Source organism: Ruegeria atlantica (assembly GCF_013032505.1).
GTDB classification, from domain to species: domain Bacteria; phylum Pseudomonadota; class Alphaproteobacteria; order Rhodobacterales; family Rhodobacteraceae; genus Ruegeria; species Ruegeria atlantica_F.
In genome coordinates, this window is record NZ_WQCG01000005.1 from 256,275 (window position 1) to 270,508 (window position 14,234).

At 59.1% G+C, this 14,234-nt stretch carries 17 protein-coding genes and 1 tRNA gene; 11 read left to right on the forward strand and 7 right to left on the reverse strand.

Annotation, left to right across the window (positions count from 1 at the left end; all coding sequences use genetic code 11):
* Position 1 precedes the first annotated feature (1 nt).
* Genes GOW92_RS18570 through GOW92_RS18590 form a run of 5 tightly spaced genes read left to right on the forward strand, consistent with a single transcriptional unit; the run spans position 2 to position 5,447 of the window.
* Positions 2-583 carry a phage protein Gp27 family protein gene (locus GOW92_RS18570; RefSeq protein ID WP_170563118.1) on the forward strand — a complete coding sequence of 194 codons (582 nt, stop codon included), beginning with the start codon at positions 2-4 and terminating at the stop codon, positions 581-583.
* On the forward strand, positions 580-2,001 hold the full coding sequence (locus GOW92_RS18575; RefSeq protein WP_170563121.1) for a hypothetical protein: 1,422 nt from the start codon (positions 580-582) through the stop codon (positions 1,999-2,001). The genes GOW92_RS18570 and GOW92_RS18575 overlap by 4 nt, the downstream gene beginning before the upstream one ends.
* A 2-nt stretch (positions 2,002-2,003) precedes the next feature.
* Positions 2,004-3,581 (forward strand): phage portal protein family protein, encoded by a 1,578-nt coding sequence (locus tag GOW92_RS18580; RefSeq protein WP_170563124.1) that lies wholly within the window; start codon positions 2,004-2,006, stop codon positions 3,579-3,581.
* A complete protein-coding gene (locus GOW92_RS18585; protein WP_170563127.1) occupies positions 3,574-4,977 on the forward strand; it encodes a phage head morphogenesis protein in 1,404 nt (467 codons plus the stop codon). Before GOW92_RS18580 ends, GOW92_RS18585 begins: the two co-directional genes overlap by 8 nt.
* On the forward strand, positions 4,974-5,447 hold the full coding sequence (locus GOW92_RS18590; protein WP_170563130.1) for a hypothetical protein: 474 nt from the start codon (positions 4,974-4,976) through the stop codon (positions 5,445-5,447). Before GOW92_RS18585 ends, GOW92_RS18590 begins: the two co-directional genes overlap by 4 nt.
* 270 nt (positions 5,448-5,717) lie before the next feature.
* Here the strand turns inward: GOW92_RS18590 and GOW92_RS18595 are convergent, their stop codons facing one another.
* Complete coding sequence (locus tag GOW92_RS18595) at positions 5,718-6,158, reverse strand: pyridoxamine 5'-phosphate oxidase family protein (RefSeq protein ID WP_170563133.1); 441 nt, start codon at positions 6,156-6,158, stop codon at positions 5,718-5,720.
* Between the two features lie 115 nt (positions 6,159-6,273).
* Here GOW92_RS18595 and GOW92_RS18600 point away from each other — a divergent pair, with 115 nt between their 5' ends.
* From GOW92_RS18600 to GOW92_RS18610, 3 genes are all read left to right on the forward strand, one after another.
* Positions 6,274-6,705, forward strand: coding sequence for an excalibur calcium-binding domain-containing protein (locus tag GOW92_RS18600; RefSeq protein WP_170563136.1), 432 nt, complete (start codon positions 6,274-6,276; stop codon positions 6,703-6,705).
* Between the two features lie 89 nt (positions 6,706-6,794).
* Positions 6,795-7,085, forward strand: a complete 291-nt coding sequence (locus GOW92_RS18605; RefSeq protein ID WP_170414756.1) for an antibiotic biosynthesis monooxygenase family protein — start codon at positions 6,795-6,797, stop codon at positions 7,083-7,085.
* 50 nt (positions 7,086-7,135) lie between these two features.
* Positions 7,136-7,489: an MmcQ/YjbR family DNA-binding protein gene (locus tag GOW92_RS18610; RefSeq protein WP_170563139.1), complete on the forward strand. Its 354-nt coding sequence runs from the start codon at positions 7,136-7,138 to the stop codon at positions 7,487-7,489.
* Here the strand turns inward: GOW92_RS18610 and GOW92_RS18615 are convergent.
* The 6 genes from GOW92_RS18615 to GOW92_RS18640 form a co-directional block, all read right to left on the reverse strand.
* Positions 7,486-8,193 carry an ORF6N domain-containing protein gene (locus GOW92_RS18615; RefSeq protein WP_170563142.1) on the reverse strand — a complete coding sequence of 236 codons (708 nt, stop codon included), beginning with the start codon at positions 8,191-8,193 and terminating at the stop codon, positions 7,486-7,488. The two genes, GOW92_RS18610 and GOW92_RS18615, sit on opposite strands and share 4 nt — an antisense overlap.
* 419 nt (positions 8,194-8,612) lie before the next feature.
* Positions 8,613-9,041, reverse strand: coding sequence for a hypothetical protein (locus tag GOW92_RS18620; RefSeq protein WP_170563145.1), 429 nt, complete (start codon positions 9,039-9,041; stop codon positions 8,613-8,615).
* Positions 9,042-9,091: 50 nt separating this feature from the next.
* On the reverse strand, positions 9,092-9,256 hold the full coding sequence (locus GOW92_RS18625; RefSeq protein ID WP_170563148.1) for a hypothetical protein: 165 nt from the start codon (positions 9,254-9,256) through the stop codon (positions 9,092-9,094).
* Between the two features lie 110 nt (positions 9,257-9,366).
* Positions 9,367-10,158: a formate/nitrite transporter family protein gene (locus GOW92_RS18630; RefSeq protein ID WP_170563151.1), complete on the reverse strand. Its 792-nt coding sequence runs from the start codon at positions 10,156-10,158 to the stop codon at positions 9,367-9,369.
* Positions 10,159-10,289: 131 nt separating this feature from the next.
* Positions 10,290-12,476, reverse strand: a complete 2,187-nt coding sequence (uvrB, locus tag GOW92_RS18635; protein WP_170563154.1) for an excinuclease ABC subunit UvrB — start codon at positions 12,474-12,476, stop codon at positions 10,290-10,292.
* Positions 12,477-12,556: 80 nt separating this feature from the next.
* On the reverse strand, positions 12,557-13,036 hold the full coding sequence (locus tag GOW92_RS18640; protein ID WP_170563157.1) for an SRPBCC family protein: 480 nt from the start codon (positions 13,034-13,036) through the stop codon (positions 12,557-12,559).
* Between the two features lie 154 nt (positions 13,037-13,190).
* Between GOW92_RS18640 and GOW92_RS18645 the strand changes: the two genes are divergently transcribed.
* The 3 genes from GOW92_RS18645 (at position 13,191) to GOW92_RS18655 (ending at position 14,077) form a co-directional block, all read left to right on the forward strand.
* Entirely contained in the window at positions 13,191-13,502 is a 312-nt protein-coding gene (locus GOW92_RS18645) for an ETC complex I subunit (protein WP_109312827.1), read from the forward strand.
* A complete protein-coding gene (locus GOW92_RS18650) occupies positions 13,503-13,979 on the forward strand; it encodes a GNAT family N-acetyltransferase (RefSeq protein WP_170563160.1) in 477 nt (158 codons plus the stop codon).
* Between the two features lie 21 nt (positions 13,980-14,000).
* Positions 14,001-14,077: transfer RNA gene (locus GOW92_RS18655), tRNA-Arg, on the forward strand.
* Positions 14,078-14,234 lie beyond the last annotated feature (157 nt).

The following is a 14,234-nucleotide window of genomic DNA, read 5'->3' on the forward strand; positions in this document are numbered from 1 at the left end:
GATGCCGCAACGTCCCAGGATAGACCGGTTGCCACCCGAGATCCGGGACTGGCTGCGCACCGAACTGCAGGCGCGGGGATATGCCGATTACGATGATGTGACGGAAGCGCTGAACGCGCGTCTGGAGGCTGAAGGCCTGGATATAACGGTCGGGCGCTCAGCCGTGCACAACTTCGGACGAGCCCAGCAACGGTTCGCTGACCTGCAACGGCAGGCCAATGACTGGGCGCAGGGGTTTCTTGGTGAGGAAGGTCTGGATCGTGAGGCGCACCGTCACAAGGCGCTCTTCTCCATGTTATCCAGCCATGCCTTTCGAACGATGGCCAACGCCATGGCACCCAGGGAGGAGAAGGAGGAACTGGATTTTGACGCCCGCGATCTGCATTTTCTCGGGCGCATGCTGAAGGACATGATGGCCTCGTCAGGACTGCGCGAGGCGATCTCCGACAAAGCGCTGGAGCGGGAGATCCGCAAAGAACGCAAAGCGGCCGCGGACCGCGTCGAAAGTGCCACCCGATCGGCCGGGCTCACTCCGGAGGTATCCGCTGCAATCCGGGACGCCGTCGAAGGCAAGAGTCCATGAGAACGTTGCTGCCCTATCAGAGTTCCTGGGTTCAGGATGCCGCGCCGCTTGCCCTCATCGAGAAATCGCGCCGGATCGGGATCAGCTGGGCCGAGGCCTACGGTTCCGTCATGCATGCCAGCGACGATCTGGGCGACATCTACTACCAGTCCTATGACAAAGACATGACCCGCGGCTTCATCGAAGACTGTGCCGGGTGGATAACGGATCTCAATATCGCGGCGGGTACGGTGGGGGAATCGCTGCTACAGGATGAGGGCCGCGATATCCAGGTGTTCCGGATCAATTTCCCGAAGGGCAGGAAAATCCTCTCCATGACCTCCAGCCCACGCGGGTTTCGCAGCAAAGGGCGGCCCGGCGATATCGCTGTGGTCGACGAGGCCGCCTTTGTTGACAACATCGACGAGGTCCTGAAGGCGGCACTCTCCTTCATAAACTGGGGCGGGCGCGTGCGCATCATCTCCACCCATAATGGCCAGGCCAACGCGTTCAACACGCTTGTTCGGGATGCGCGCGAGGGCCGGCTACAGGCCAGCCTGCACCGGGTGACGCTGCGCGATGCGCTTGATCAGGGGCTCTATAGCCGGATCGCCGCGGTCACGGGCCAGCCCGACACGCCGGAAGCGGCCGCCGCCTGGGAGGCGGCCGTGCGCGCCCGTCATGGCCGCCACGCTGCCGAGGAGCTGGACTGTATCCCCTCCGCCGGTGGCGGGGCCTGGATCACCTGGGAACAGATCATGAAGGCGGAGGAGGCTTTGGCCCGGCAACCGGACAGATCGGCGGGAACGGGGCCCATATACATCGGGGTGGACGTGGCCCGCCGCCGTGACCTCTGGGTCGCCGCAGTGGTAGAGGATGCCTCCGATGCGCTCTGGTTGCTCGATCTGATCACGCTCCGGGATGCGCCGTTCTCCGAACAACGCGCCGAGGTACGCCGGTTGGCTGCCAAATACAGACCCCTGCGCATCCTCGTCGATCAGACCGGCATGGGAGAGGCCGTGGTCGAGCAGTATCAGGAGGACCACGGCACGTTCACGGTGGAAGGCGTTCTGATGACTGCACCACGCCGGCTTGATGTGGCCACAGCCCTGCGAGAGGCTTTTGAGGATCTCCGCATGCGCATCCATGCCGACGAAGATCTCAGAAACGATATCTACAGCGTCCGGGCCGAGCCCGGTGCGACCGGGGCACCGCGCCTGGTCGCCGATCGCGCGGGCACCGATGGCCATGCCGACCGCTTCTGGGCTCTGGCATTGGCCGCATATGGCGCAGCTTCCGTGAGCGGACCCTGGCAGGTCACGCCCGGCGCACCACGCCAGATGGCTGCGGGCGCGGGCATCCAGGATTTCTCACATCTGATCGATCCGGACCTGCCGGTGGTGCGCTCCCCGCTCTTTGCCGGATTGAACTGGAGGTAACGATGCACATTCAGAACGAGGTCCTCGCACGCCCGCAGAAAGATGAGCTGACGCCGCCGGAAAACACTGTTGTCGCGATCGGGTCAAACCTCTGGGGTCAGACAGCCGGATGGCTCGATGGTCTGTCGGGCGGGGCCGGAGCCGGGGGATGGCAGACCGGCTGGCAGGCGGATTACGCACGTATCGATGCGGCCGATGCCGCGCTCACCGATACCAAGGCCAGCGGCGTGCTCAGCCAGCGCATCGAAGGCGTGATCGCCTCGCCGCTGATTATAGAGCCCGGAGGAAAAAAGCGGCGTGACAAACAGGCAGCCGATGACCTGCGCGACCAGATCAAAGCGCTCGACATCGACCGTATTTGCCGGGAGCTACTGCATTCCATCTGGTATGGCTATGCGATTGCCGAATGCATTTGGGTGCTGGAAGGCACCCGTGTACGGCTGGTGGATATCCGGGTCCGGGATCCGCGCATTCTGCGCTTTGATCTGCAAACGCATGAACCGCTTCTGCTGACCCGCAACGCGCCCGGGGGCATGCCGATACCGCCCGCCAAGTTCCTGATCCTGCAAAACCCCAGAGCGCATGGCGGCTATCCCTTCGGGTTGGGAGCGGCGCAATGGTGCATCTGGCCGGTCTGGCTCAAGCGCCAGATATTCAGGATGTGGGGGACTGCCCTGGAGAAGTTCGGCTCCCCCACGCTGGTTGGCAAACACCGCAAGGAGGCCACACCAGAGGAGATCAACAAACTTCTTCGCAATCTGGCGGCAGCGGTCGCCTCCAGCGGACTGGTCATCCCGGAAGGACAAGAGGTGCAGCTCCTGGGTGCCGTTTCGGGCGGCGGAGGCCGTGGCTCCGGCGGGGGCGATTATAAGGAAATGGTCGCTGCCCTTGATCGCATGATTGCGGAAGCCGTGGTCGGTCAGCATGCCACATCCGAGATCGGCCAGCATGTCGGGACCGCCCAGGTTCAGAACGAAACCTTGCAGAACCTGATTGCCGGTGACGAGCACCGCCTGTCTGAATGCCTGCGCACCGGGATCGCAACCTGGCTTGCCGCATGGAACTTCCCCGGTGCGCAAGTGCCCGCGATCCGCCGTGACACCGCGCCACCCGAAGATCTGAAGGTGCGCTCGGAGCGGGACGCCAACATCGCCCGGGCCTCCGGTCTGCGCCCGAAGAAAGAGTATATCGAGGACGTCTATGGCGGCACCTGGGAGGAGGCACCACAAAGGTCCGTGCAGACCCTTCCCGATCCGGGTGGGCAAGCACCGGTCACTATGAGCGGGCCATTTTATACACTGGCCGACCCGTCTGTACCCCTTTCGTCGCTCGACAGGTTGGTGAACCATCTGATCGAAGAGGATATTGCCACGGCCACCGCCGCCGCCATGATCGCGCCGGTCGAGGCGGCGATCGCCGGGGCCACATCACTGGAGGAACTTCGCGCATCGCTTGGAACGCTGGCCGACCGGTCGCCGCCCGAGGCGCTGACAACTCTTTTGGCCCGCGCAGATTTTGCCGCAGGTCTCGCCGGGGTCTCGGGCGCACCGATCCTGGGCGGGGAGACCGAGGATGGCTGATGCGCTCGATCTGACACCGGTGGTCGCGCCCGTCTCCGTGACGCCCCAGGAGGCGCTGGAATACTTCCGTGCCAAAGGTTTCGCACCCCCCGACAGCCGGTTCTCCTATCTCGACTGGTGGGGGGCCTCCCATGCCCGGGGTTTCGTGGTTGCCAAAGTGATGCAGGATGATCTGCTGCGCGATATCCGTGATGCAGTGAACCGCGCCATTGCTGAAGGCCAGACACTTGAACAGTTTCGCGCCGAGCTCCAACCCCTCCTCAAACGTAAAGGCTGGTGGGGCCGCAAGGTGATGACCGACACGCTCACTGGAGAGGTTCGCGAGGTCCAGCTCGGCTCGGCCCGCCGCCTTCGCGTGATCTTTGACACCAATATGCGCACCTCCTATGCAGCCGGCCGCTGGGTGCGCATCCAGCGTACAAAAAAAGCTTTGCCATATCTGCAATACATTCAGATGGAGCGCATCAATAAGCGAAAATCCCACAAGCCGTTTCACGGACTGGTCATCCATGTCGACAACCTGTTCTGGGTCACAAACTTCCCGCCCAACGGATATTTCTGCGGCTGTACCACCATTCAACTGAGCGCTGCGGCCGTCGATCGGCGCGGTCTCACTGTCACCACCGATCCACCTGTGGGCACGCGCGAATGGACCAACCCGCGCACCGGTGAGATCATACAATTACCGGAAGGCATCACCCCTGGCTTCGATACCAATCCGGGCGCAACCTTCCTCGCCGAACAGAGGCGCTACGAAAGAATTGCCGGCGATCTGCCGCCAACTGCGGGCGGCACGGAAGCTGCGCTGATCTCTGAGGCGCGTGCGCGCGGCCTGCGCACCGGCAACGAACACCTTGCCGCTATAGATCTCGATCCCGATGAGAGCCACGCGATCGGGGACATTGCCAGCGTCGCACCGATCGAATGGGTGACCGGGACGCGCGACGGCGTCGAACCGACCAGCGTCATGAGTGCAGCGATGTCTGACCCCGCACGTCGGATCGGGGTTGTTCATAATCACCCGAATTCGTCCGGATTTTCGAAGCAGGACCTTCTGGCGCTGGACTTCTACAGCGGCTTGGAACGGTTAATCGCCGTGGGCCATGATGGCACGCTCTACAGGGCAAGTAATCCACGCCCGGGACTTAGTACGGTGATCGATCCCCTCTACCGGTACTCCGAAAGTCTGGTCAATACGGTCGCCGCCAACCTTGGCATGGATGCAATCGCTCTGTTCAATCTGCGTGGGCACGCCACGGCCAGCGCCCTTGCCCGCGCCGGATACCTTGATTACGCTCATGCCATCACCGGAGGCAGCCGCGTCAATCTGGAGCGCTTTGGTGAAGCAAACATGTCGTGGATCATCGAAAGGCTGGTGGAATGGCTGACTCAATGAGCCGGAAAGCGGATGGCCCCCTGAAAGGACGTCTCTCCGACCACCGTGATCCGCTTTGCATTCACGGCTTCGCCCAGGACACCAGGACGCCTGTTGCGCGATCGCTTCGAGCGCTGCGGGAGGTGCTGGCGGAGACGCCACCAAAAGGAACGGATCACTTTAGCCGCCGCCTTCGTTGGGCGATTGGAAATCTCTGGAATGACCTCTGCGATCAGGACAGCTATCAGGGCCAAACGGCACATCCGGACAGGCCAACTGGCGCAGAGCGGGCGCAGCTGGTCGCCTCGCTTCAGGACGCCGCAACCCACCTATATGCCTGGTGTGAGCGCAACGGTTGCGCAGGTACCTCCGAGATTCCTGATAAGAAAGCCGCCCCTCAGGGCTGGCCGGACGAAACCGGAAAGGGCTGGACACCGCCCTGGGGAATCCTTCGGATGGAACCGCCTGCCTACTGGGGAACATCCAACTGAAGCAACCTGCTCCGGTCCCGCAGGACCGCCTTGGTTCACATGGAATTTTCCTGGCGATTCAACGCCCGTTTTTGCCGGGAAAAATACCGTTTTCCGACCCGGAAACACCCTTGCAAGGCCCGTGAAAGATCAAATTCACTGTCGCAGACGACTTTTGATCACCGGCTGAACAAGCCAAACAGCAAAGCTCTTTAACTCAATGAATGAAGGCGATTGACCGGTTCCCGTCCGTCAAGTCCGGCATAGTCCGGCATAGTCCGGAATAGATCATTATTTCTGTCGTGTCACAGAAACGGTGAACGTTACGAACCCGAAATCGGTAAAGTCCACATAGAGCTTGGCCTTGGGTCGTAGGCCCAGATACCGTGCGCGCAACGCGTCGTGTTCTTCTGTCCCTCTGGCGATGAAATTCGCCGCAGCATGCAGCGTCAATCTTGGATGCGTCAGCGGATCGCCCAAATCCCCGGGTTCTCCGACCAATAGGGCGCAAGCGGAATCGGCAACCAGCGCCCGTGTGTGGTCGGCCAGGGTTGAGATCAACGTGACCGGTCGCCCCAGATCATCCGTTGCAAGGGCCACGCGCGAAACCGAAGGCAGCGCCGTATCGGGGCGCAACACGGCCAGCGCGCCGAAATTTGCGTTTTCGATCAGGTCACGGGCCGTTTGACAGGCGTTTTCATCAACCGGGCGGTACGGGTTGGCGTTGGTCATCGGTATTTTGGGCCTTGAGAGTGAATAACGGCGCGACAATATCCGCATCTCGACCTGCGCGCGAGGGCGGCGTTCAGGTCTCGGTTTTGCCACAAATTCGGTTTAGGTCTCGGGTATGACGCTCAATGAATCCGAGCAGAGCTCGAACAAGAAAAGCCCAAGAGCAGCAGCGCGACATCGGCGCGCAGATGCGACGCGCAGACGCGCGCTTTCGCCTTTTCGCATCATTCTTATGATCCTCATGTTGCCGGCCACCACTGCGGCCATCGCGGTTGGTGTCTTTTTGCGAACATCCGAATTCGAAGGCCCTGATGCCCTGTTGCATCTGGTGGCGTTGGCGGGTTGTGAAAGGGCCGAAGCTTTGGTGCCGGGACCGTACCGTGATGGTGAGCCGGGATATCATGCGCACAACGATGCGAATGGCGATGGTGTGGCCTGTGGGGCGGCGGTTCCTCAGTATGCCGCGCCTCAATCAACTGCGGCGCCTCAAACAGTTGAAGCCCCGCAGCAACGCCAGGTGGGTACCGCCAAGTTCGTCCGGCCCTGATCAGAGAATCTCCCTGACTGTGCTATACTGCGCGTGACGCGTCGCTTTGGCCGTCATTGGGGGATTTCGCCCTGAAAGGGAGGAAAGTTATGTTTGCACGTATTACTCAGTTCAAAATGAAGCCCGGGATGCGGGATGCAGCTGAGGCCAAGATGAATGAATTGAAAGACCAGATTATGGGCATGGAAGGCATGCACAGCTTTACAAATGTCATGAACGAAGACGGCACCGGATTCGTTGTCGCAGTTGTCCAAAGCGAGGAAACATCAAACGCAAACGCGTCCAAAGTGGCCAAGCTTTGGGGGCATTTTGCCGAGTTTCTGGAAGGCCCGCCATCGCCAGCAGGGTACGATGTGGTGGTTCACTGGGACAAAGGGTAGGACCCCACCCAGCGCTTGCCAAATCCCGGCCAATCGCCAAAATTGAGGCGATGACACGCGATGAATTCAACAGTTTTTGCGCCCTTCTCAAAGCCACCAGCCATGTGGTTCAATGGGGCAATGCGGATGTGTGGAAAGTGGGCGGTAAGGTTTTTGCGCTCTGTGGCTGGAACGATGGCAAGGATGCCTTCACCTTCAAGGCCACCGATCTGGCTTTCGAGGTGCTGAGTGATGAGCCCGGTATTCGCCCAGCGCCCTATCTGGCATCCCGCGGGATGAAATGGCTGCAGGTCTACGACGAACGCGGGATGGGCGATGCCTCACTACGCGAGCATATAGTGACGTCTTATGAGATGGTTGTGGCAAAGCTTACCAAGAAGGTTCGAGCCGAGTTGGGCGTCTAACCCTTCATCGCACTCAGCAATTCCAAAAGCTGTTTTCGGTCATCATCGTCGGCGTAGTCGCCGGTTGCCAGACGTTCAGCAATCCGCAGGCGCAGGCGTTCCTGTTGGGTGCGCACCTCTTCTCCGGCCGTCTCTGCGAGGGTTTTCATGATTACCGCGACCGCCTGCTGGCGCTTGGTGGTGGGGTTGGCGATGTAGTCGACAAGGCTCTGCTTACCGGAATCGAGGATGTTTTCGGCAAGATCGCGCAACTGCTCACCATTAGGCAGCAGCGGCGCAGGGGCACCTTCGGGCGGCAGGATTTCGGGCACGCTGCGCGGGGTCTCGGCCAGAGCATTTGCACCGTCGACAAAGGCCTCGGTGATCATCCGGGTGATCCTTATCGCGCGCGGGTCCTTGAACAGGGCCGAGGCGATGGCCACGCCGTAATCCGTATAGACCCAAGGATTGACTCGCCGCCCGCCGCGGCCCTTGGGTTTTGAGATCACATTCTGTGATTGCAAATCGGCAACCTCGGCGTCTGTCAGCTGAAAGCGGTAACCCTCGAACAGGTCCTTGTTGCGCGAGACGGCCTGATTGAAGGCGCTGACGGATTTTCCGTAGAACTGCGCCAGATCCTCGGCCAGCACGACGCGGGCCCCGCGTACCCGGTGAATGGCGCTTTGGACTTCACGCGTACTGGGCAGGTTTTTGGTATTCGTCATTGTAACCCTTTGGAATCACAGACTGTGATTTCAAACGTGGAGCAGGGCGCGCTGGGTCGCAAGTTTGAATTACGGGCGCGGCACAGAAGCCCGGCTGAATTTATCAGATCAAATACCTGATAAAATCTATCAAATATATGTTTTTATTGGACTTTTTATTGACACTGGATCGGCAGTTCTTATATCCAGTCCATAACGAATTCACAGGTACCCAGCTGCAGCAAGCCATCGTAAGCCACAGCAAGCAAAAGCCAGCCTCGCGCCAGCAACAGCAAGCAAAAGCCAACGACAGTCAGCTAACGCCAGCGACAGTCAGCCCACAGCAAGCCAACACGCGCCAGAGCACGGCACCCAGTTGATTTCGTTGATTTTCCGGATAATTGATGTGGTCCAAATCTGCCGGGTCCGAGCGGCTCGGTTCAGGATAGTTGCGCTCCGGCACACTCGCGAAAGATGCGAACATGAGGTGCAGCGCCGTTCAAAGAGAATTCAGTCAGACTGTCCTGCGTGTAAGCATAAGCGGTCTGATTGTACTCCAAGCCGTTCAGAACATTGCCGAAGCCAGTATCTGTAACCGTAAGCGACGCGGCGTTGGCGGACAATACATGGCGCGGCGTTGCGATTTCGACGGGGTTCGGGCCGTCAAACCGCATGGCGAACCATGGGGTCTGTGTCCAAGCTTCGGTCTTGCGAGTGATGGTCAGCGTATAAAGAGGCTCAGCCGGGTCGTAGGTCAGGAAGATCTCGGCGGTTTCCGTGTCATGTGAAAGGGTGCAGACGGAACCGACCGTTGCCTCCCAGGCAGTGGCTGGAGTGGCCAGGATCAGAGATAACAGAACGCAACGCATCTTCGTTTACTTAGCTGCCAATCCTGCTCGGGCAAGCGTCGTTATCCCCCTCAACAAAACAAGCTGGTGTTGCACGACACAGCGTAAACGAAAGCGTTGACGGATTCTGCTGAGAGGCGCGCGCGATCCTCGGTCAGCACCACGCAGGCGCCGCGCACCCGGTGAATGGCGCTTTGTACCTCATGCGTGCTGGGCAGGGAGTTCGGGTTCGTCATGGCAACCGTTTGGAGTCACAATTTGTGATTTCAAACGTGGAGGAGAGAAAGCTACGCTGCAACCTTGAAGTGTATGGCCATCGTCAATTGAGACAGGACTTGAGCTAGTGTCAGCCGCTTGCCTTGCCCAAATAGGCAAGCCGATAGGCGAGCGCGACACCGCCGGCGCCTCCGACTATATTACCGACCGTGACCCAAAAAAGGTTGCTGATGGCGGCGCCCCAACCGAGTTTGGCACCTGCTAGTGCACCCTGAGGCAGCAGGTACATATTAGCGATCGAGTGTTCGAGACCCAACAGAACAAACGCGGCAATTGGCCAGAGTATTACCATGACCTTTCCCACGACCGATCTGGCTGCGAAGCTCAGCCAGACGGCAAGGCAGACTAAGGCGTTGCACAGAATGCCACGCATAAAGGCTTGCGTCGGAGAGAGATCAATCTTGCCATTTGCGATCGCAGCAGCAGTAGCCCCCATAGGTCCATCCAGCAAACCGCTTGCAGCGCAAGCCAGAACTAGTGCGACGGCTCCAACTAAATTCCCGAGATACACGAATCCCCAATTCCTAAACAGGTCACGCATCGAGATTTTTCGGTCCACCGCCGCTATGGTCATCAGCGCGTTTCCAGTGAACAGTTCCGCCCCACCAACGACAACAAGGATCAGGCCCAGAGAAAACACCACCCCACCAAGAAACCGGGCTGGCCCAAATCCGGAATCTACGCCGGTCATAACCATAGTATAGGCGGCCCCACCGAAGCCGATGAAGACACCTGCGAGTATTGCAAGTGTCAGCGTTTGAACGATGGAAAGATGCGCCTTTGCGACACCAGATATTTCAACCAGTTCTGCAATCTGTGCAGGTTTGTAAGCGTCTACGCCGGTTGGATTGTGAGCCTTCATGCGTCGCACACTGCCAACATATTCATGTTTCGACATTGATCCGGATCAAGGCCACGCGACGAAGTGCAGAGGTTCAGTCCAGGGCTTGTGCCAACTAAACTGCTAACTTGATCTCGACAGCCACTTTTATCCTACCGCTTCCGCCTTTTCACATTCCCACCCCGCTGGCCCGGCCGTCCAGCCGTTGAGCGCCCGCGCGATTTCACCGCGTCTTCCGAAGCTTTCTCGACCGCCCATTGGCGCGCCATGGGGTCGTCGGCGACGGCCAGATCGACCGCTTCCAGACGTTTGATCTCATCCCGGATGTTGGCGGCCTCTTCGAATTCCAGGTTCTCGGCGGCTTTGTGCATCTGCTCTCGCAACCCGTCCAGATGGGCCTCGAGGTTGGCGCCGTGCATCGGTTTGTCGATGGTGGCGGTCACGCGGTTCATGTCGACGTCACCTTCGTAAAGACCGGCCAGAACGTCTTCGACATTCTTTTTCACCGTCTCGGGTGTGATACCGTGTTCCTCGTTATAGGCGATCTGTCTGGAGCGGCGGCGGTTGGTTTCGTTAAGCGCCCGCTCCATGCTGCCGGTGATTTTGTCGGCATACATGATCACCCGGCCATCAGCGTTCCGGGCGGCGCGGCCGATGGTCTGGATCAGGGAAGTCTCAGATCGCAGGAAGCCCTCTTTATCCGCGTCCAGAATGGCGACCAGTCCGCATTCAGGGATGTCGAGCCCCTCGCGCAGCAGGTTGATGCCGATCAGCACGTCGAAGGCCCCCAGCCGCAGGTCGCGCAGGATTTCGATCCGTTCCAGCGTGTCGATGTCCGAGTGCATGTAGCGGACCTTGATGCCCTGTTCGTGCAGGTATTCGGTCAGGTCTTCGGCCATGCGTTTAGTCAGCGTGGTGACCAGCGTGCGATAGCCATCAGCGGCCACTTTGCGCACTTCGTCCAGCAGGTCGTCGACCTGCATCGAAACGGGGCGGATTTCGACCTCGGGATCCAGCAGGCCCGTGGGGCGGATCACCTGCTCGGTGAAGACACCGCCGGTCTGTTCGATCTCCCATTTGGCCGGGGTGGCAGAGACAAAGACGGATTGCGGGCGCATTGCGTCCCATTCCTCGAACTTCAGCGGGCGGTTATCCATGCAGGACGGCAGGCGGAACCCGTGTTCGGCCAGCGTGAACTTGCGCCGATAGTCGCCCCGGTACATGCCGCCGATTTGCGGAACGCTCACGTGGGATTCATCGGCGAAAACGATGGCATTGTCGGGGATGAATTCAAACAGGGTCGGGGGCGGTTCACCCGGCGCGCGCCCCGTCAGATAGCGCGAGTAATTTTCGATCCCGTTGCAGACTCCGGTGGCCTCAAGCATTTCCAGATCGAAATTTGTGCGCTGCTCCAGCCGTTGGGCTTCCAGCAGCTTGCCTTCACCGACGAGTTGGTCCAGCCGGATGCGGAGTTCCTTTTTGATGCCGATGATCGCTTGGGTCATCGTCGGTTTCGGCGTCACGTAGTGCGAGTTCGCATAGACCCGCACCTGTTCCATCGACGCGGCGCGTTCGCCGGTCAGCGGGTCGAATTCGGTGATGGTCTCCAACTCCTCACCAAAAAATGAAAACTTCCACGCCCGGTCCTCTAGGTGAGCAGGCCAGATTTCCAGTGAATCGCCCCGCACCCGGAACGAGCCGCGTTGAAACGCCTGATCGTTGCGGCGGTATTGCTGGGCAACCAGATCGGCCATCACCTGCCGCTGATCGTATTCGTTGCCGACCTTCAGGTCCTGCGTCATCGCCCCATAGGTTTCGACCGAACCGATCCCGTAAATACAGGATACCGAGGCGACGATGATTACATCGTCCCGCTCCAGCAGCGCCCGGGTCGCCGAGTGGCGCATCCGGTCGATCTGTTCGTTGATCTGCGATTCTTTCTCAATATAGGTGTCCGACCGCGCAACATAGGCCTCGGGCTGGTAATAGTCGTAGTAGGAAACGAAGTATTCGACCGAGTTTTCAGGGAAGAACCCTTTGAATTCGCCATATAACTGCGCCGCCAGTGTCTTGTTGGGCGCAAGAATGATCGCTGGGCGCTGGGTTTCTTCGATCACCTTGGCCATCGTGAATGTCTTACCGGTGCCGGTTGCCCCCAACAGGACCTGATCACGCTCGCCATCGCGCACGCCCCCGGCCAGTTCCGTTATCGCCGTCGGCTGGTCGCCGGCGGGAGCGAACTCGGTATGCATTACGAACTGCTTGCCGCCCTCGAGTTTCAGGCGCGCGCGAACGTCATCTGCGGTCAGCTGTGTCTTGTCAGAATGGGCGTAGGGCATAGGAGGGCTCCGGGTCAGGCCCCTACATTTGTTCTTATTTTGTCCAACTGCAAGGCCTGATCCGGTCTGAAATCTCAGTTTCAGTAATAGGCATACTGTGCATCGGGGATTTCAACCGATTGCACCTTGTCATCCAGCGCTTTCAGATTGCCGTCCAGAACGCGACCCATCACCATCTTCAGCATTGTTTGACCCAATAGCCAGCCCAACGGTCCGTATTTCATCTGGTAATCCATGCTCCAGATGACGCGTGAATTGCCGTTCGCAAGGGGTTCGATGGTGATGGCCGCATGTGCTTCTGTCAGAGGCATAGCCGGCATTTCGGACAAGCGTACGCGGTAACCTTTATTCGCCTGCCAATCCGTCACTTCTTCGACCAACGAGGTGCCGTTTTCAAAGTGGCATCGCCGTTTTGATCCAACGCCATTTGATCCTGTGGTCAGCGCATCCACCGAGGTGACCTGAGGCGCGAACTCGTCAATATGCATGAACCGGCTGAGGATGACCCATAGGGCTTCGGGCTGTGCGTCGATTTTCAAGCTTTTTTCGTAGTGGATCATGTTGCTGTCCTCTTTGTGGGGTTGCACGATCAATACAGGGTGCTGATGACAGTTTTTGACATTAGTACGTGATCAGCCGCGACAATTCCGTTCTTGTCCCAGCGCACGCTCTGACGCATAAACGATCTCAGCCAAGTGAGGACGGAGAGGCGACATGCGCGCACGGATTTACAAGCCCGCCAGAAACGCAATGACTTCGGGCATGGCCAAGACCCGCAAGTGGGTTCTGGAATACGCCCCCGCGTCATCGCGTGAGGTTGATCCGCTGATGGGATGGACGTCTTCGGATGATACGCAAACTCAGGTGCGCTTGAAGTTCGATACCAAGGAAGAGGCGCTGGATTATGCCAAGGACAATGGCATCGAAGTACAGGTCAGCGAACCGCACAAGCGCAAACCCAACCTGCGTTCGCGCGGCTATGGTGAGAATTTCGCCACTGATCGGCGCGCGCCCTGGACCCATTGAATGATCGAAATCCACGAGGCCGACCCGACCTCGGACGCGCTGCGTCCTTTGATTGATGCGCATTTTGCCCATGGTGAGGCCGCCGGGCCTGCGGAAAGTAATCATACCATGGATGCCAAGGCGCTGGCCTCAGTTGGCATCAGGTTCTGGGCCATGTTCGACGATGGGCAGCCCGTCGGCTGCGGAGCGCTAAAGTCGTTACCAGATGGAACCGTCGAGGTGAAATCTGTTCACATCGTCTCGCATGCGCGCGGGCGCGGGCTGGCGCGTCAGATGATGAACCACCTGACAAGTGAGGCCCGCATTCAGGGTGCAGCGGCTTTGGTATTGGAAACCGGCGCTGATCACCTGCCGGAATATGAGGCGGCCCGAAAGCTTTATGAACGGCTTGGCTATTCTTATTGCGAACCGATCTTTGGCTATGATGCCGACCCAAACAGCGCCTTTATGCGCTTGGCTCTTGAACCCCGGAAGTAAAAACCGCAAGAAGGGCCCAGCGGTCCCGTAGCTCAACTGGATAGAGCAGCTGACTTCTAATCAGCAGGTTGAGGGTTCGAGTCCTTCCGGGATCGCCAATTACTCCAAACCTCAATGCATAGATCACCTTTTTTGGCCACCTTTTGCGGGCCGCGTTCAATGCAAATTTGGGAAGATGTTGCTTCTACGGATGCGTCGTACGCAAAATATTGCCGTCCCTACTACTATGTCGAGCGAATCTCTGCCGTTTAAAGC